Origin of the sequence: Chryseobacterium sp. (assembly GCF_008014695.1) — a bacterium.
Taxonomy (GTDB): Bacteria; Bacteroidota; Bacteroidia; order Flavobacteriales; family Weeksellaceae; genus Kaistella.
Genome location: NZ_VOXE01000001.1, coordinates 724292 through 742745 on the forward strand (window position 1 = coordinate 724292; position 18454 = coordinate 742745).

Below are 18454 nucleotides of genomic sequence, written 5' to 3' on the forward strand. Positions count from 1 at the left end.
GCGATGAGCAATTAGCAATAATTAACTTAAATTGTATGTCTGAGAATAAACAAACCGTCGAAAAATACATTCAGGGTTTCAGAGAAAGCGACCATGAAGCAATACTTTCCTGTCTGACGGATGATGTCGTTTGGGAAATGCCGGGAATTTACAGACATACCGGAAAAGAAGAATTCGATCAGGAAATTGAAAACGAAAACTTTGTCGGAAGTCCAACAATACAGATCTACAGATTGGTTGAAGAGCAAAACGTGGTCATTGCTGAGGGTGCTGTTCAGGGCGTGATGAAAAACGGAAATCAACTGGACGCAGTATTCTGTGATGTATTTGTATTGGAGGATCATAAAATCAAACACCTCACATCGTATCTGATGTCCAAAAATTCGTCTTTAAATTTTGGATAAGGGCACAATAGCAGCTGCTAAAGCCTAGTCAGTCCTAAAAAGTACTGTAAAATCAGTTTAAATATCATGTACAATGAACCGGCACAGCATCCCATTATTATTTTCTTTAGCCCTTCTGGGTCTCCACTCCTGCGAGAAAAAACAGGAAAGACCGGAAAGCCGGGCCGAGACCCGAAAGGCTCAGGCTCCAATCACCATTCCGGTATGGCCCAACTCCATTCCTGATTCCGGACTCATCAAAGGAACCGAAACCTACCATGACGGCATGGTCAGGAATGTCTCCACCCCAACGATGACCATCTATTCACCCACGGGAAAGAATACCGGAGCGGCCGTCATTGTTTTTCCGGGCGGCGGATACACCAAGCTGGCCATTGACCTGGAAGGAAATGAAATCTGCAAATGGCTGGCCTCTATCGGGATCACCGGCATCCTGCTGAAATACCGCGTTCCCGGTTCCGGACCGCACTATGATGAAAAATGCGACTGCGAAAAAGACCCGGTCAAACCGCTTGCCCTGCAGGATGCGCAAAGAACCCTTGGCGTGATCCGCGCGCGTGCAAAAGAATGGAATATTGACCCTGAGAAGATCGGTGTCATGGGCTTTTCCGCTGGCGGACATCTGGTGGCGGACCTCAGCACCCACTACAGAAAAAGGGCGTACGCAGCGACCGATGATCTTGATAACATCAGCTGCAAACCCAATTTCGGCATCGTGTTCTATCCGGGGCATATGACCTTCCACACGACTAAACCATACGAACTCAATACTGACCTTCCTGTGGACCGGGAAACCCCGCCCACCTTTATTCTGCAGGCCGGAAATGATCCGATCGACCCTATTGAAAATTCGCTGGTGTATTATATGGCCCTGCAGAAAGCAGGCGTTCCGGCGGAATACCATGTTTATGCGGAGGGCGGGCACGCTTTCGGCCTCAACGAATCTGCGATGAAGGTTAAGGACTGGCAAAAACTGCCGATCGCCGGCTGGGAAAACCTTGTGGAACGGTGGCTGAAAACCATTAAAATGACTTCCCAATAAATTCTAAAATAAGGATGCCGGAACTTTTTGAAGTTTATTCTCGTGGTCTTTTTGTTATCTTTACCCACCCCTGTTACCACCGGCGAAAATACATCAAGGCTTAGGCTAATTCTGCATCCATGCGAGAGATCAATTTAAAAACCTTCATCAATGCCCCGGCCCAGCAATGTTTTGACCTGGCCCGTAATATCGAATTTCACCAATTATCGACTCAAAAAACCAAAGAAGTGGCAGTGGGCGGAAAAACGGAAGGCTGGGCGGATCTACATGATGAGATCACGTGGGAAGCGGATCATTTTATGATCAGACAGCAGCTGTCTGTGAAGATCACTGCATTTGAAGCACCTTTTTTTTTCGAAGACCAAATGACGAAAGGGGCTTTTAAAAGCATGCGGCACGAGCACCATTTTGTGATGGTGGGTGAAGAACAGACTGAGATGGAAGACCGGTTTTATTATGAAGTTCCGTTCGGTTTTATCGGGAAAATATTCGATATGCTTATTTTAAAAAAACACATGCAGAAGCTTTTGGAGGAACGAAACAGAATGCTGAAGGAAATAGCCGAAAACGGCAGCGCTGTGGGCTAAAGCGGAAGGTACGGGACCGGATTTCCTCATCACTTTATCCGGAACCATTCATGGACCCGTTAGCGGTATGGGCCATATCTTATTACTGATCACCGGTAGCTTTATGACAGTCGCCGATTTAAAAAACAGGCTTATGACAGAAAAACCGATCAGCAGACCGCAGCGCACTATTTTTGGGGCGAGCAGTGTGAGAGCTGGATCCTGGCCGACACGCCCGGGCTTTCCGTGAAGCAGGAAAAAATGCCGGCCGGGACACGGGAGCAGCTGCATTTTCATACCGAGGCGCAGCAGTTTTTCTACGTGCTGAAAGGTACGGCGACCTTTTACTCAGACGGGCAGACCACCACGGTCGGTGAACACCAGGGCATCCTGATCCATCCAAAGACCCCGCATTATATTGCCAATGAAACGGCCGGGGTGCTTGAATTCCTTGTCATCTCGCAGCCGTCGACCAATGCAGACCGGACGGAGCTTGATGCCTCGCAGGAGCCTTCAGCCGCTGTATGATCTTTTATCCGCAAAGCGCAGTTTTGCCGGAAATATACCCCTTTGTCCGAATTTGGTGCGGATGTCCGATTTCAGAGTACAGTTGGGGTGAAGTATCCCCGGGGTATCCTGCTCTTTGCAAGCATTCCCAATGGTAAAGAGCCAAGTAAAAAGGAAAAAGAGTCAAGGAAAAGGAAGGGCGAAGTACTCAAAGACGACTGCATAAGATCAATTAAAAAAAGGAATCCGTCTCAGAACTGAGGCGGATTCCTTTTTTTATTTAGAATGAGCTATTCTCTGTTCTTAACAAGAACCCATCCAGAGAATTTTACCGGGGTTTTGGCTGCATTCGGCTCGTTCCATGTTACCGAATACCAGTACGTGCCAGTAGGTAATGGTCTGTCAATAAGTTTTCCGTCCCATTTATAGCCGTTCGATTTATCTGCCTGGAAAACTTTACTTCCGTAACGGTCATAAACATTGAAGACCAGGTTTTGTTTGTAAGCCAGGGCTGAATAATCTACTACATCATTTACTCCGTCGTTATTTGGAGTGAGCACATTTACCAGGTTCGGAACGGTAATTTCAACAGCGATAGGCTCGCAGTCATATGAATCTTTAACATAGATCATGTTTTTCCCTCTCGGTACGTTTGTAAAAGTGTTGGAATCCTGCCACAGAAGATTGTCCAGAGAGTATTTGTAAGGTGGCGTGCCTCCCATTAGACTCACTGTGATGGTATTGTTTGCAATATCGATTCCGGAAACAACAGGACCTGAAGATGCTGAAACCGTTACCGTCTGTCGGGTTACACATCCATTAGCTGTAAGATTTACCCAATAGTAACCTACGCTTACATTTGATATAGAAGAGGTCGTTGCGCCAGTACTCCACAAGTATGTGCTGAATCCAGGGCCTGCATCAAGCGTCGTGGTATCTTCTGCGCAAATGATTTTATCCTTTAAAATTGCCGAGTATTTTGGAGGGGTCACATTAAGGGTGATTTTTGAAATCCCTGTGCAGCCGTTTGCGTTGGTACCCTTCACATACACCACTGTGTTTGGTGAGATGAAAGCAGCCGCAGGAGAGATCGCATTTGTTCCGTTGACCGCATCAGTATAGGAAGGATAATAGGTTTTTGTTACCGCACCGCCGCCAACTGTAGCGTTATTCAGATTAAATAGTCCTGTAGAAGGATTTGCCTCGATAAAGCATGTGGTTAGGGAAGCATCGTTCATCACCACAACCGGATAAAATTGAAGGGTAATGGTGCCGTAGTTCGTACAGTTTTGAGTGGTAGTGACTTTCATATAAACCGTTGCCGGAGCTGCCGATAAAAATGCAGCAGGGTTTGTAATGGGATTTACGCCATTATTCATGTCAGTTATCGTGCGGTAATACACCCGTGTTGCCGTTGGATCTGCATACATGGCGGTTGAAACTGAGGTAAGGTCGAAGACCCCCGTTCCAGCATTGTTATTGTTACAAGCCTGAACTGTTGCATTGTTGACCGTAATTGCACCCTGTATAAATGTAATTGTTCCGGTCTGGGTACACTTATTTATCGGATTAGCAGGATTTAACGGATCAGTATAATGAATTGCATAATAATACGTATTGGCTGTATTCACAGTAACCGTTGTAATAGGATTACTGTTGGTTAAAGCATCATTGGTGTTATAGTGGTATGTTACGGAAAAGTTTGTATTCCCATTGATGATTCCGGCAGAGAGCGTTGTGAAATCAAAAATTGCCGGATTGGTACAGATGGTAATTACCCCATTGTGATCGGGACCGGGAGCAATAAAAGGATTAGGACTTATTGCAGGATCATAGAAAGGAGAAGCCATCGTTGCCGTTCCTCCCCAAGTTAGCGAAAACGGTGCGGTAGTCGTACTTCCTGCGCCCACCCAGTTATCAATGTATAAATAATAAGTTTGACCTGCCAACACATTCATGTACTGACAATATGGAGTTGTTGAACCTCCCGCAGCACTAATCACTGTACTTGTCATATTCAGACCCGTAGAAGCGCCAACCCCAATAACCGTAGCCGCATTACAGCGTATTGGTGACCCCAGGCTTCCGCAGGCAACATTAGGACCATAAACAGCCCAGTCATAATCTGCTGCCGGATCATTCGGGACAAGATTAAAGGTTAATGTTCCGCTTGTAGCAATTGTTATTTTATACCAGATCGAATTATGTTCACCAGAACTCAGACATCCTCCCAAAGATTCATTGACTGCGCCAATACCGGTAGGACTGTACGTAATATTCGAGTTTCCACAAACCGATAATGCGGTAGAGCAATCTGCCTGAGAAAAAAAAGTTTGCGAGATCAGGAAAATAATGAAGAGTACAATTTTTTTCATATGAGCTTGGGTTTAAGGTTAAAGACTTATCAAATATATAATTTTTAATTATAATTACTGAATAATAATCAACTCATCACCTTTAATAGTGATAAATATATGCCTTTTTACTCATACTCCTGCGATTACTTCTATGACGACTCTATAGAAGAATCAAGAGCCAAGTAAAAAAGAAGAAGAAACAAGTGGTTGAATTTCTCGTCATTTCGCAGCCGACGATCAATGCCGGCCGGACGTAAACCGATGCTTAAGATCAGGAAAAGAGGGTTGAATTAAAAAACCTATATTTGACTTATATTACATCATATTGATTCAACTCCCCTTTATCCCTGATCAAATCTATCATCGAAGAAATGATATACATTTGCCGTATGGGGGCAACTGGCAATCGGGCATCGCTCCATCAGCATCTACCCCCTACATTTTTATTTTCACCGGAAGTTCGGGCTCTCAGCATGGCTACGAGGATGGGTGGGACAATCCAAATGTATTTTCCTATACAGGAGAAGGACAGATCGGAGATATGCAGTTCACGAAAGGAAATCTTGCGTTAAGAGATCATAAACGAAATGGAAAGCGGGTATTTTTATTCGAACAGCATAAAAAGGGGTATGTGAAATTCGTTTCAGAGGTTGAAGTCATTGATGTGGACTATTTTGAAACGTATGATCGTTCCTCTGAACCTCGGATTGGGATAAAATTCTTTTTTCAACGGAAAGGGATTTCTGTTCCTTACCGTCTAGCCCTTATTTCTCCTGCAGTTGATAGGTTTGAATCCAACGCATTATATCATCCCTCTGAAACCCAAAAAGAGCGCTTCGTCAATACTCGGGTTGGGCAGGGAGCATACAGAAAGAGAATCATTCATCGGTGGGAATACAAGTGCGCCGTTACAGGATTTGATAATCTTCAGGTTTTGGTGGCGTCGCATATCGTACCGTGGGCACAAGCAGATGACCGGCAGAAACTGGATGTTCATAACGGCATCTTATTATCTCCTGCTTACGATGCATTGTTTGACCGAAATTTAATCACCTTCGAGAATTCAGGGAGAATCATTCTATCCAATGCCATCGAGAAAGAAGCTTTTCTAAAAATAGGGATCACAGGTATTGAACGAATTAAAAATTTAAGTGCGTATAACCATCACTATCTGGATTCACACAGAAGTAGATTTCTATCGAACGAGTAAGTGATTTCAAATGGTAATGAGTTCCCTGGCAAGTTGCTGTTTACAAGTGGGTTTAGTTGGCGCTGTTTTATGAAGAATCCTAACTTTCAGTGGGTGCGAAGTCTGAAGGCTTTGAGCAGCTGGATTTCCTACATAAGAAAGGATGCCTTCTAGGCATCCTTTTTCATTTCTACACCGATCCATTCTACCGGTATATCCTTTAGGAAATAGTCGAGCCAATCGTGCAGGCGCCGGGAAAGGTCGGCCTGGGCCTTATCATCCGTCATCCCATGGCCGTTGTTTTTATAGAACAGGGCAATCACCTTCTTATCATTCCTTTTCAGGGCATTGTAAAATGTCCGCGTATCCTGCCAGTCTACATGAATTTTGGATGATTGCGAATTCGGGGAATGGTGTGAGGCTGGCTTTCCGTTTGCTGCAATGCTCTCACTTCGCTTCTCAAAAAGCGAGATTGCTTAATTTTTTGTTGCTGTCATTGACTTCGTCGAATCTTCAAGCTGCAAAAAATTACAGAAAACACAAGTACCTTTTGCCATTCAGTCCGCATATGATCGCCGTGCAAAAAACAGGATCACATGGAAATTGACCCTGATGAAAAGGGCTTCTAAAAGCGGCTGAATATCAGGCATTTCCAATTACTGATCTCCTGCGCTGTCACTGATGCCCTTTTTCAGATCACAAGAAAGGGATAGATCATAAAAAGCAAACCCCGCTTTAAAGCGGGGTTGTTTTTTTTAAGTCTTATTTCTTCGACTCCTCTACCGAAACTTTTCTGAAGTCTTTGAACAGTTTGCTCAGTTCAAGGGCTGATTTTCTTGCTCTTGTCCCGGCAGCCTTGTTTCCTTTTTCGGATTGCTGATCAGCTTCGTTTGAAAATACTTCGAACTCTGCATTAATTTTTTCGATTAGTTCTTTCATAAATGAATGGATTTGAAATTAATTTATCAGCAAATATAGTGGTTATAATGGTCCCATGCCTATTTTCGACTCCAGTTTAGGTAAAAATTATTCAGGTATGGACTTGCTGGACCAGGATGAGTGTGCTTCGTCGGCGTTCCGACTGCTCGCGATGACAGGATGAAAAGGAATAGAATGAATTCAGAAGCAGCGTGAAGAATCTTCACTCATTTCTTTGCTGGTACACCCTTTTGCACTCCCGGAAAATCTCAAAAAACAAACCCTTCCGGCGTATGATTTTTTTTATTTTGATAAGGATCATCCGGAGCAGAACAGAAGTTTCTATCAGCAAAAAGCAGAGCGCCTCCGAAGGTTGAACTGTTTTTACCTGCACTTCCCAAATGGTCTTTTTACGCCTGTTAAATCCTCCAAATACAAACACGCTAACTGCTGAAGATCATTTAATAAGATGATCAAAATCGTTTTTTTTTAACAACTGCCGGCGTACTATTGCAGTACTTTCTGATCCCGGCTTCAACTGAATTTATCGGGTGCCCTTAAAAATTCAGAAATGAACAGATCAGAGGGGAACGGAATCTGTAATGACATGCAATCACCGGTATCTGACCATTCAGCTCTGAAGGCTTTGCGGGAAAGATCATGATGAAAGGACCGATCCACCGGTCAACTGATTCCGGAAAAAAATGTTTGAATAATAAAATATTAACCATTAAAATTAAAGCAATGGAAAATACACAGACCATTTACGAGTTACACGAAGACCACAAAACATGGTTAAACAAACTGCTGTTTTACACCGATGAACTGTCGATCATGAACAACCGCATTTCAGAAGTGGCCATGAAGAACTCAGCGGAAGAAGTACTTTCGTCAGCGGAGCATTTTAAAGATCAGATCCGGAAGCAAAAGGAACAGGTCGATATCCTGAGCCAGGGCATTAAGGATCACGAAGCCTTTCTTGAAAAAGCGGCAGAGGACCATCCTGCAACGATCGAGAAAGAAAAATTTCCGGACCATCAGAAACACCGCTCAGGTATTGAGGCATTTGAGAAATCATACAACGGCCTGCGGGCGGACCTGATCCATTTCCTCTCCAGGTGGATGTAAGTGATCAGGCTGCAGAACTCAAAAGCAGCATGAAGAAACAGCAGTTACCAATAAGATGTTAGAATTAGGGAAACTGTACTTGCCGACCGTTCTGGCTTACGACCCCGACCTCGGTAAAATCTTCTTTAACGGGCCGGAACCCGGGACCGATGTGTACAGTTATATGGCAGCGTGTACATTGGTGATCAGTTTTTCGGGACCGAACGTTTATATTGACTATTCCTGCGACAACCTGAATTACCTGTCGGATCAGTTACAATTTAAAGACGGATGTATTGCAAAAGGAAGGCTGGATACCGAAAATTTTGAAGAAATTCAGAAACGGGCCCTTGACAACCTGGCTCCATTTATGGTTGATAAAGGGTAGATCGCGGGGCGCGGATGCCGAATGTTTACACCACACGCTGATATTTTTTTACCTGTCCCCTGAAAAGATAACACTGCGTTAACATTTAAGTATCGTCATACCACTAACTTAGCGTTATGAAATACGTCATGCCGCTATTGATGATTGTACTGTCTGCCTGTTCTTCCGGCCATGAGACTGTTAAAATCAAAGGCTCGGATACAGAAGTGAATCTTTCAGTCCTGCTGGCAGAGCAGTTTCACCGGACCAACAGTTCGCTGCTGGTTTCCGTTTCCGGAGGCGGTTCAGGATTGGGTTTTGCCTCTTTATTAAACGGCAATACCGACATCGCCAACTCTTCCAGAAGCATCAAAAAGGAGGAAGTCAATATGTTCAGGCATCAAAACATTGAAATCGATTCTTTTGTGTTTGCGCAGGATGCCATTGCTTTCGTCGTTTCAGATCAGCTTGGCATTGATTCGATTAGCACCGCAACTTTGTCCAGAATCCTCAGCAGTGCATATACCGACTGGTCGTTGGTCACCAATACCACAATGCCCATCACAATTTACGGCAGGCAGAGCAATTCCGGAACCCACGACTATGTAAAGGATATTCTGAATATTAAATTTTCACCCTACGCGAAGCAAATGAACGGGAACGCCCAAATTCTGGAAGCCATTAAGGCAGATGCTTCGGGTATCGGTTATGTAAGTGCGGGCTATATTTTGAACGGCAATGCCGACGGATTGAAAATCCTGACGGTGTATGATGGCAAAGAGAGGGCCATCTCGCCATTGGATACAGAAGCCATCGCATCAGGCGAATACTTTTTTCAGCGGCCGCTGTTTCAGTATTACCGTAAATCCAACTATCAAAAAATAAAGCCGTTCCTGGATTTCGAAAAATCGGCCGCCGGAGCCAAAATCATCCGACAGTCGGGCTATTATCCTGTTATGAAATGAATACAAGAAAGCGAGAGCAGATCGATGGTCTGTTTAACATAATTTTTAAAAGTACGGGGCTCATCACGATTGCGCTGCTGGCCGGTATTTTTATCATGCTCTTTTCGAACAGCATCTTATTTTTCCTGAAGGTTTCGCCCATCGACTTCTTTACCGGCTCGCAATGGGACCCGGAAACCCATTACAGCATCGTACCCCTGCTCGTCAGCAGCCTGCTGGTTGCCTTGGGTTCCATGATTATCGCGGTGCCGCTGGGCATTTTTACCGCTGCCTATTTATCGGAACTCGCCCCAAAAAAGGTGCAGATGTTTCTGAAGCCCATCATTGAAATGCTGGCCGCCATTCCATCGGTAGCCATCGGTTTTCTGGGAATTGTACTGGTAGGTCCGGGCCTGTCTTACGTTTTCGGGATCCAAAACGGGTTAAACGCATTAAACGGTTCCATTTTACTGGCTGTTATGGCGCTGCCAACCATCGTTACCATCAGCGAAGATGCCATTAACGCCGTACCCCAGTCGCACCGGGAAGCATCACTGGCATTAGGGGCGAACAAATGGGAAACGCTTTTTAAAGTCACCATCCCGGCAGCACTTCCGGGGCTCATTGCTGCGGTGATGCTTGGGCTCGGAAGGGCTTTGGGAGAGACGATGACCGTGCTTATGGCCACCGGAAATGCAGCCGCAATGCCCAAAGGGTTTCTGGATTCCGTAAGAACCATTACCGCAACCATTGCCATAGAAATGGGAGAAGTGCCCTACCAGACTACTCATTACTTTGCCCTGTTTGCTATTGCTGCCTTATTATTTCTGATTACACTTGCTGTAAATTTTGCAGGTGAATTTTTTGCCAACCGTCTTCGAAAATTTCATGTCTGATGATGATGCGGAAAAAAATTTACCTTATCCTGAACTGGGCGCTTCTTGGCGGCAGCACAGTCACTGTATGCTTATTCTTGGGTATTATCCTGTGGGATATTTTTTCAAAAGGATATTCGAGCCTGTCGTGGGAATTCATCTCCTCTTTTCCTACCCACGGAATGACGCAGGGGGGAATTCTTCCGGCAATCATCGGCACTGTTTTGCTCACGTTTATTACGACGCTGTTTGCAGTTCCTTTTGGGGTCGCCTGTGCGGTATACCTGAATGAATATGCGAAACCCTCTTTGCTGACCAATATTATCCGTGCCTCCATCAGAAATCTGGCCGGTATTCCTTCTATCATTTACGGCTTATTCGGTTTGGCCTTATTTGTACAGGCCCTGCATTTGGGTACTTCCATCTTATCAGCGGGTCTCACCTTAGGCCTGCTGTCCTTACCCTATATCATTACCACGACTGAAGAAGCGTTGAAAAGAATCCCCAACAGCCTGCGCGAAGCAACACTGGCGCTGGGGGTCACCCAGGCGGAAACTATTAAAGATATTGTGTTGCCAAAAGCACTGCCCGGAATTCTGACCGGAGTGATCTTAACGCTCTCGCGGGCTGCAGGAGAAACCGCCCCCATTCTGTTTACGGGAGTGGCCTTTTACATCAACGGGGTCATTACTTCGCCTACTCAGGAATTTATGGCACTTCCCTACCATTTATACATGCTATCGACCCAGCACAATGCAATAGAACAGGTCAGGCCGCTGGCATACGGCACGGCTACGGTTTTGATCCTGCTTGTGTTCCTTCTGAACAGCATTGCTTTTTATTTACGTTTTAAAAACAGAACCCAGGACTGACCATGGAAACCATCAAACTGCGCGCAGAACATCTGAACCTTCATTTCGGAAATAAACATATTCTAAAGAACATCAACATTGATTTTCCCAAAAATCAGGTCACGTCACTGATCGGTCCTTCGGGATGCGGAAAATCCACCCTGCTCCGATGCTTCAACCGGATGCACGATTTAACCCCAGACGCTGTAATCGAAGGAAAACTGTTTTTGGATGATCTGGATCTGTATGACCGCCAGAATTCAGTAACCGAGATCCGCAAACGGATCGGAATGGTCTTCCAGAAACCGAACCCGCTGCCGAAGAGCATTTATGAAAACCTTTCCTACGCCTTGAAAATTCACAACTATCCCAAAGACGAAATCCCCGGGCTGATCCGGAACGCCCTGGAGGAAAGTTTTTTATGGGAAGAAGTAAAAGACGAACTGAAAAAGCCGGCAGTTAAACTGTCCGGCGGCCAGCAGCAGCGGCTGTGCATTGCCCGGACGGTCGTGCTGAGGCCGGAAGTGATCCTGATGGATGAACCCTGTTCTGCCCTTGACCCCATCAGTACCAAAAAAATTGAGGAACTCATCCTGAAACTCAAAAAGGATTTTACCATTGTTATTGTTACCCACAATATGCAGCAGGCACAACGCATCTCAGATAAAGTTGTCTTTATGTACCTGGGTGAACTGATTGAATATGGCAGTTGCGATGCTGTTTTTAATCACCCGCAGCATGAACTGACCCGGCGGTATGTCGGGGGCCATTTCGGATAACTGCAGATTGAGGCTGCTGGATTTTAGATCGTACTACAGAGATGCGGGTTGGCGTTGCCCCATGCGTAGGAAACGGTCGCCCATTTACAGTTTGCAGCTGCAGTAAATTTTTTGTATCTTCCACTTGTTTTCACCTTCTGAACATCGGCAGACAAAAAACTGCCATCTAAATTTTTTACATGAAAATAGGGCTAATAGGTTTCGGTAAGGCCGGTAAGGCAGTTGCCAATGTGATTTTACGAAGCGATCAACATTCGTTAGAGTGGGTATTGCGGAACAGTGCCGCAAATACTTCGACCGCTAAAGATTTTTTAGAGGTTGATAGCCCGGACCCCGCTGAAATTGTTTCTTTAGCACATCAAACTGTACGTCAATTATTAAACGAGCGTCCTGTGGATGCCATCATCGACTTTTCCGGCGCAGAAGGTATTTATCAATATGGAAAGGAAGCTGCTGTCAGAAAAATAACCATCATTTCAGCGATTTCCCATTACGGGGAAGCGGAAAAGAAATTTTTAGAAGAATTATCCTTAGAAACCGCAGTGTTCTGGTCCCCCAATATTACATTGGGCGTTAATTATCTTTTATTTGCCGCCTCCCTTCTTAAAAACATTGCACCGGATGTTGATATTGAAATAAGTGAAGAGCATTTTAAAGCAAAGGCGGGGGTATCGGGAACGGCAGTAAAGATTGCAGAGTCGTTGGATGTAGAAGCGGACAGCATCAACAGCGTAAGAGCCGGCGGAATTGTAGGCAGACATGAAGTTATTTTCGGTTTTCCGTATCAAACGGTGAGGCTGGTTCATGAGTCGATCTCACGTGAAGCCTTCGGAAGCGGAGCATTATTTGTCGCTGAAAACCTCGTCAATAAACCTACAGGATTTTACAATTTTGAAGACCTTTTACGTCCCTATTTTTTCAGTACCTCAAAAGAGGAATCATCATAAAATAATCCGGTCTTCGCGGTGGCATTTTAATTAAGAAAGTTGGTGTTTAAACAAATTTTCTGAATATTATTATGCTATCCATTATAAATTTAATATATTTGATTTTTCTTCATACTAAATGATTTGTTAAAATAAGGCTGCTCTTTGGGCGGCCTTATTTGTGGGCGTCATGGCCGCCAAGGGTATACATTAATTTTATTTAACTGCACTAATTGGCATTTTCTTTGTTGGGTCTGAAAAGTCTCCAAGTTCCCTAGAACACGTATTACCATCCTGCCTGCCAGCAGGCTTTTTCTTGGTCGGTAATATGATGCGTTCATTGTGATCATCCTTAACAGTTTAAAATTAAAAAATATGAAAGGCAAATTACTGATTATTGGCGGTGCCGAGGATAAAGGTGAAAAGGATCCGAAAAAGGGTTTTTCAGATGAAATTATTTTACGCAGGTTCATCTGCGAATCACGGTTAAAGGAAAAATCCCGAATCGAGATTGTTACCAGCGCGTCCGAGATCCCGGAGAAAATGGGTGAGGTATATGTGAAAGCTTTCGGAAAAATCGGGGCTACGAATACCGGCGTCATGATTATCGAATCCCGGGAAGAAGCCGAACTCAAAAAGAACCTGGACCGGCTCCAAAAAGCAGACGCTGTTTTTTTTACGGGAGGCACACAGCTCAGACTCACTTCCATCTTTGGAGGAACCGAATTTTATAACTTACTTCTGAAAAAACTGGAAGATCCCCACTTTATCTATGCGGGAACATCGGCCGGTGCAGCAGCGGCTTCCGAGAGCATGATGAAGGACGGCAGCAGCGACGAAGCGGCAGACAAAGGGGAAGTTAGCACGACCACCGGATTCGGATTGGTGAAGAATATTATTTTCGATACGCACTTCATAGCGCGCGGCAGAATCGGGCGGCTTTTCGAAATTGTGGTGAGCAATCCCACCGTTTTGGGCGTTGGCCTGGAAGAAAATACCGCTTTACTGATCTACCGGAACAAGATGGAAGCGGTTGGTCCCGGAATGGCCATCCTGCTGGACGGCAGGAGCATTACGGAAAGCAACCTGCTTGACGTTATTAAAGGCGCCCCCCTTTCGTTTTCGAATATGACGATGCACCTCATGAGCCAGACCGATGTTTTCAACCTGACCACGATGAAACTCAAGATCCTCAATCCCCCTGAAGAAGAGCAAACTGATTAAACCATGCCATAGACGGAGTGTAAGGCAGCTCTTGGAAGGACATGGGTAAGTTAAAAATTTAAAATCTCGAACATACCGTTAACATCAATTATCCAGCATCATCTATATGCTATGTATCAGATCATAAAAATGGCCCTTGATCAATAATATGGCATAATTTCTGTGTACAAGATTCTGCAAATTCATGATGGGTGAATTATGATGATGATGCAGGTCTTTTGATTGTAAATCACCAAAACAGATCTTCAATTATTATTTAAAAAAATCCCAACCATTACCGGTAACGGTAAAAACAATACCTTAAAAAAGAATTATTATGAACGCAGTTACTGAAGCGGAAATCACTCTGGCATCTGTTAAAAAAAGCTACGAGGATTTTATTCTCAAAGAAGATCATCCGTGTATTATGGCCAAAACTTTATTCAAGATGGAGCTGTACAATCTTAACGTATACCGGGATATCGATGAGACCGAAAGTCTGGCTCAGCTCGTTGAGGACGTTAAGCGGTATGTCGCACAATATGATTTTGAAGGAAATACTTTTGAATCCTTTCTGGCCGTATTCCCGAATAATCACTACCGCGATGAGGAAAGCTTTGAAACCGCCCTGTGGAAGGCACTTCAAACGATCCATGATCTTGATGAATCCGCGTGGGACCCTACTGTGAGTGACGATCCGGAAGATCCGCAATTCAGCTTCAGTGTTGGCGGGAAAGCATTTTATATCGTAGGTTTACATCCTGAAAGTTCCAGAATGGCGCGCCGGGCACCTTTTACAACCCTTGTATTCAACCTGCACCATCAGTTTGAAAAGCTGCGTGAAATGGGTACCTACCACGCCGTAAGAAATACGATCCGGAAAAATGACCAGGAACTTCAGGGCAGCATCAATCCTGTACTGCGGGACCACGGAACTGATACCGAAACCAAACAGTACAGCGGCCGTCAGGTAGAAGAAGGCTGGAAATGTCCGTTCCACAAATAAAAAAACAAACCAAACTCAAATTATGACCGAAACCATTACCATTGAAAAACAGAGCGGCAAAGCCTTTTATCTGAAAAAAGGCGATTTATTAACCGTAACCGATCCGCTTGGCATGCAGGTGAGCGATATGGTCCTTTTTAATGCTGCCGACTTTGGAGAAAAAATATCTTCCGGAAAATCACTGGATTTTGAAGAATCTATCCTGTTATCTGCGGGAAACTTTTTGTGGAGCAACCGTTCGCACAAAATGATGGAGATCGTGGAAGACACCAACGGCAGAAACGATTTCCTTCTCGCCCCCTGCAGCAAAGAAACGTTTGAGATCATGTACAGCCATACCGGTTACCATCCCAGCTGCCTGGATAATCTGTCTAAGAATCTTGCTCCGATGGGCATCAAAGAAGATGATATCCCTACCGCCTTTAATATTTTCATGAATGTGCAGTTTGATGCACAGGGCAAAATCTCTGTACTGCCCCCTACGTCGGTGGCCGGAGATTACGTCCGCTTCAGGGCAGAGATGGACCTTTTGGTATGCCTGACGGCGTGTTCGGCGGAAGACAGCAATGGCGGAACCTTCAAACCCATCCAGTATCAGATCACTCCTGCAGCGGTAAGCGGAACTGATGACTTAAGCTGATATCAGTCACTTAAACTCAAAGCCGGCTTTCCAAACCCTTCTTAAAAAAACTTATACCACTTACTTTTATATGATTTTCGACGATATCAGAATTATGCGGGGCCCCAATATGTGGTCCGGCAAACACCAGGTTCTGGCTGTTAAATATGAACCCTCGCTGTATCCAGAAACTGGAAACGCTCAGTACTACGGCGTAACGGAATATTTCCGGATCCACCACGGAATCGAACATTCGGATACGGACGTGAGCAGATCGCTGTTCCGCTATACCATCCGTCTGGCGGCGCTTCTTCAGGACCGTAATTTTCATCATGAGATCATCGACCTCCCCGGAGACCGTTCGTACGGCATTGTGGAATACGGGACCGAGGAAGGCGGAACCGCAGCGCTGCAAACGGCAGGGCAAATCATCAGTGCACTCATTACAGGGGTTGAACCGGCCTCTTTTTTAAATGCCTGCGCTTACATCGCCAGCCTTAACCGCAAATTCGGAGAAGGGCCGAGTACCTCCATTATCACTCAGGCTGCCCGGAGGCGCAATATTCCCGTATCCAAAGGGCCGGCGGGATATCTTATCCTGGGCCAGGGGAAACATCAGCAGCGCATCAGCGCGGCCATGTCGCCAGATACCTCCTCCATTGCCGTTAATATCGCGTGCAATAAAGCCGCTACGAAAGAATTTCTGGAAAGCCAGTACCTGCCGGTGCCTCCCGGTGCTCACACCGACCAGGTCTCGGACCTGGAATCGATTGCTGAAAACTTAGGTTTTCCTCTGGTCACAAAACCGCTTACAGGCAACCAGGGCCGGAATGTGACGTGCAGCATCTCCAGTATAGAAGAACTGACCGAGGGTTTCCTCTATGCACAGGAAATTTCGGAAAAAGTGATCATCGAAAGGGAAATCGCCGGCGCCGATTACCGGTTGATTATTGTAGGCCAGCAAATGATCGCTGCCTCCAAACGTTCACCAGCCTCTGTTACAGGGGACGGTTCGTCCTCGGTTGCGGAACTTGTGCATCAGGAAAATGAAAATGAGCTCAGAGGAGAAGGGCATGAAAACAGGCTGACCAAGATTCATCTGGATGCCGCTACCGATGCGGTTCTGGAAAAACAGGGCCTGTCCAGAATTTCCGTACCGGCTGAGGGACAGCGTGTTGTTTTGAGACAGACGGCCAATTTAAGTACAGGAGGTACCGCAGAAGATGTTACTGATCTGGTGCATCCTTACAATAAAATGCTTGCGGAAAAAGCGGCGCAGATCATCGGCCTGGATATTTGTGGGATTGACATCATCGCTCCTGATATTTCCGTTCCACTGTCAGAAAACGAAGGGGCCATCATCGAAGTCAATGCGGCGCCCGGATTGCGCATGCACCAATATCCCTTGACCGGAACGCCGAGAGAAACAGGTGACCCAATTGTTGATCTGATGTTTAAGAAGGATCAGAACGGACGCATCCCTATTGTCGCCATTACGGGAACCAACGGCAAGACCACCACCACGCGCTTAATGGCTCATGTGGCGGATTCAGCAGGCAGGACGATAGGATTCAGCTCGACGGACGGCATCTACATCGGCGGCCATAAAATTTACGGCGGCGACTGTTCGGGACCGCAAAGCGCACGCACCATTTTACAGAATCCTACCATCGATTTTGCTGTTCTGGAAAGTGCAAGAGGCGGAATAATCCGATCCGGACTGGGCTTTGACCAGTGTGATATCGCCATCGTGACCAATGTGGCGGCAGATCATTTGGGATTAAAGGATATTCATACAGTAGAAGACCTGGCATTTGTAAAATCGGTGGTTCCGCGCGCGGTGCATCAGGATGGATGGGCTATTTTAAATGCAGGAGACGAACTTGCCTATGCCATGAAGAACCAGCTAAAGTGCAATGTTGCCGTATTTTCTTCGGATGACCGGCATGAAAATTTCGTGAAGCATATGGAAGTCGGCGGCACGGCCGTTTACACCGATCCGGAGCAGGACATTTACATCAGCCACCGCCAGGAAAAGATCTACATCTGCAATGCCGCAGAAGTTCCGATCACGCGGAAGGGCAAAGCAGGGTTTATGATTGAAAACCTCCTTCCTGTTGTTCTGGCTTCGTATCTGTCAGGTTTTCCACTTGAAGGTACGGTAGCGGCACTGAAGAATTTTATTCCGTCCGGGGATACCACTCCCGGGCGAATCAACGAACTGGAAATCAACGGAGTGAACGTTATTGTGGACTATGCCCATAATCCGCACGGCTTAAAAGCACTGGCGGGCTACCTGAAAAAAATTGAGGGATATAAGCTGGGAATCATCACCGGAACGGGCGACCGGCGCGAGGAAGATATCATCGAATTCGGAAGAATTGCGGCCTCGATGTACGATGAAATCATCATCCGGTTTGACCGTGACCTCCGCGGAAGAACGGAAGACTCCATTGTGGAACTTTTAACGCGCGGCATCCATGAGGTCGATCCAGAAAAGGAATATAACATTATACCCGATACCCAGACTGCGATTCACCATGCGGTAGAACACGCGCCGAAAGGCAGCTATGTAGTGGTGTGTGCCGACAACGCTACGTATACTTTGGGATTGACGAGGGCTGTAGCCGAACAGTTTCAGAATCCGGCTTAGTGTTGGGTGAACGATTTCGATTTTGGATGATGAATTAAAACGCGGAGATAAAGGCGGAGTGTGACTAGAAAGAGCACACTGCCGCTGTGGTCAGTGCAGGTTTGGTTTTGCTGGGTTTTCCTATTGCCTGCTGCGGTGGAG

At 45.7% G+C, this 18454-nt stretch carries 19 protein-coding genes; 16 read left to right on the forward strand and 3 right to left on the reverse strand.

What is annotated here, in order from left to right; translation table 11 throughout:
• Positions 1 to 35 precede the first annotated feature (35 nt).
• The 4 genes from FUA25_RS03490 (at position 36) to FUA25_RS03505 (ending at position 2540) form a co-directional block, all read left to right on the forward strand.
• Positions 36 to 404 carry a nuclear transport factor 2 family protein gene (locus FUA25_RS03490; RefSeq protein ID WP_147755494.1) on the forward strand — a complete coding sequence of 123 codons (369 nt, stop codon included), beginning with the start codon at positions 36 to 38 and terminating at the stop codon, positions 402 to 404.
• A 73-nt stretch (positions 405 to 477) separates the two neighbouring features.
• Positions 478 to 1446 (forward strand): alpha/beta hydrolase, encoded by a 969-nt coding sequence (locus FUA25_RS03495; RefSeq protein WP_147755495.1) that lies wholly within the window; start codon positions 478 to 480, stop codon positions 1444 to 1446.
• A gap of 119 nt (positions 1447 to 1565) precedes the next feature.
• Positions 1566 to 2033 carry an SRPBCC family protein gene (locus tag FUA25_RS03500; RefSeq protein ID WP_147755496.1) on the forward strand — a complete coding sequence of 156 codons (468 nt, stop codon included), beginning with the start codon at positions 1566 to 1568 and terminating at the stop codon, positions 2031 to 2033.
• A gap of 240 nt (positions 2034 to 2273) precedes the next feature.
• On the forward strand, positions 2274 to 2540 hold the full coding sequence (locus FUA25_RS03505) for a cupin domain-containing protein (protein ID WP_228411633.1): 267 nt from the start codon (positions 2274 to 2276) through the stop codon (positions 2538 to 2540).
• Positions 2541 to 2809: 269 nt separating this feature from the next.
• On the opposite strand, the gene FUA25_RS03510 is transcribed toward FUA25_RS03505, so the two are convergent.
• A complete protein-coding gene (locus FUA25_RS03510; RefSeq protein ID WP_147755498.1) occupies positions 2810 to 4894 on the reverse strand; it encodes a T9SS type B sorting domain-containing protein in 2085 nt (694 codons plus the stop codon).
• Between the two features lie 364 nt (positions 4895 to 5258).
• On the opposite strand from FUA25_RS03510, the gene FUA25_RS03515 reads away from it, so the two are divergent.
• Entirely contained in the window at positions 5259 to 6086 is an 828-nt protein-coding gene (locus tag FUA25_RS03515; RefSeq protein WP_147755499.1) for an HNH endonuclease, read from the forward strand.
• Positions 6087 to 6235: 149 nt separating this feature from the next.
• On the opposite strand, the gene FUA25_RS03520 is transcribed toward FUA25_RS03515, so the two are convergent.
• Both FUA25_RS03520 and FUA25_RS03525 read right to left on the reverse strand, forming a co-directional pair.
• A complete protein-coding gene (locus FUA25_RS03520) occupies positions 6236 to 6538 on the reverse strand; it encodes a prolyl oligopeptidase family serine peptidase (RefSeq protein WP_147755500.1) in 303 nt (100 codons plus the stop codon).
• Positions 6539 to 6827: 289 nt separating this feature from the next.
• A complete protein-coding gene (locus FUA25_RS03525) occupies positions 6828 to 7004 on the reverse strand; it encodes a histone H1 (protein ID WP_147755501.1) in 177 nt (58 codons plus the stop codon).
• Positions 7005 to 7727: 723 nt separating this feature from the next.
• Here FUA25_RS03525 and FUA25_RS03530 point away from each other — a divergent pair.
• From FUA25_RS03530 to cphA, 11 genes are all read left to right on the forward strand, one after another.
• Positions 7728 to 8111, forward strand: a complete 384-nt coding sequence (locus tag FUA25_RS03530; RefSeq protein WP_147755502.1) for a hypothetical protein — start codon at positions 7728 to 7730, stop codon at positions 8109 to 8111.
• Positions 8112 to 8166: 55 nt separating this feature from the next.
• A complete protein-coding gene (locus FUA25_RS03535) occupies positions 8167 to 8478 on the forward strand; it encodes a hypothetical protein (protein ID WP_147755503.1) in 312 nt (103 codons plus the stop codon).
• A 116-nt stretch (positions 8479 to 8594) separates the two neighbouring features.
• On the forward strand, positions 8595 to 9422 hold the full coding sequence (locus tag FUA25_RS03540; protein WP_147755504.1) for a PstS family phosphate ABC transporter substrate-binding protein: 828 nt from the start codon (positions 8595 to 8597) through the stop codon (positions 9420 to 9422).
• Positions 9419 to 10297, forward strand: coding sequence for a phosphate ABC transporter permease subunit PstC (gene pstC, locus FUA25_RS03545; RefSeq protein ID WP_147755505.1), 879 nt, complete (start codon positions 9419 to 9421; stop codon positions 10295 to 10297). Before FUA25_RS03540 ends, pstC begins: the two co-directional genes overlap by 4 nt.
• Positions 10297 to 11148, forward strand: a complete 852-nt coding sequence (gene pstA / locus FUA25_RS03550; protein WP_228411634.1) for a phosphate ABC transporter permease PstA — start codon at positions 10297 to 10299, stop codon at positions 11146 to 11148. The genes pstC and pstA overlap by 1 nt, the downstream gene beginning before the upstream one ends.
• A gap of 2 nt (positions 11149 to 11150) precedes the next feature.
• On the forward strand, positions 11151 to 11906 hold the full coding sequence (gene pstB, locus FUA25_RS03555) for a phosphate ABC transporter ATP-binding protein PstB (RefSeq protein ID WP_147755506.1): 756 nt from the start codon (positions 11151 to 11153) through the stop codon (positions 11904 to 11906).
• 179 nt (positions 11907 to 12085) lie between these two features.
• Positions 12086 to 12853 carry a 4-hydroxy-tetrahydrodipicolinate reductase gene (locus FUA25_RS03560; protein WP_147755507.1) on the forward strand — a complete coding sequence of 256 codons (768 nt, stop codon included), beginning with the start codon at positions 12086 to 12088 and terminating at the stop codon, positions 12851 to 12853.
• 354 nt (positions 12854 to 13207) lie between these two features.
• Positions 13208 to 14056, forward strand: a complete 849-nt coding sequence (locus FUA25_RS03565) for a cyanophycinase (RefSeq protein WP_147755508.1) — start codon at positions 13208 to 13210, stop codon at positions 14054 to 14056.
• 316 nt (positions 14057 to 14372) lie between these two features.
• On the forward strand, positions 14373 to 15041 hold the full coding sequence (gene gntA / locus FUA25_RS03570) for a guanitoxin biosynthesis heme-dependent pre-guanitoxin N-hydroxylase GntA (RefSeq protein WP_147755509.1): 669 nt from the start codon (positions 14373 to 14375) through the stop codon (positions 15039 to 15041).
• Between the two features lie 22 nt (positions 15042 to 15063).
• The gene (locus FUA25_RS03575) at positions 15064 to 15681 is read left to right on the forward strand and encodes a DUF1989 domain-containing protein (RefSeq protein ID WP_147755510.1); all 618 of its coding nucleotides are present in this window, start codon (positions 15064 to 15066) and stop codon (positions 15679 to 15681) included.
• Positions 15682 to 15751: 70 nt separating this feature from the next.
• The gene (gene cphA, locus FUA25_RS03580) at positions 15752 to 18313 is read left to right on the forward strand and encodes a cyanophycin synthetase (protein WP_147755511.1); all 2562 of its coding nucleotides are present in this window, start codon (positions 15752 to 15754) and stop codon (positions 18311 to 18313) included.
• Positions 18314 to 18454: the final 141 nt, after the last annotated feature.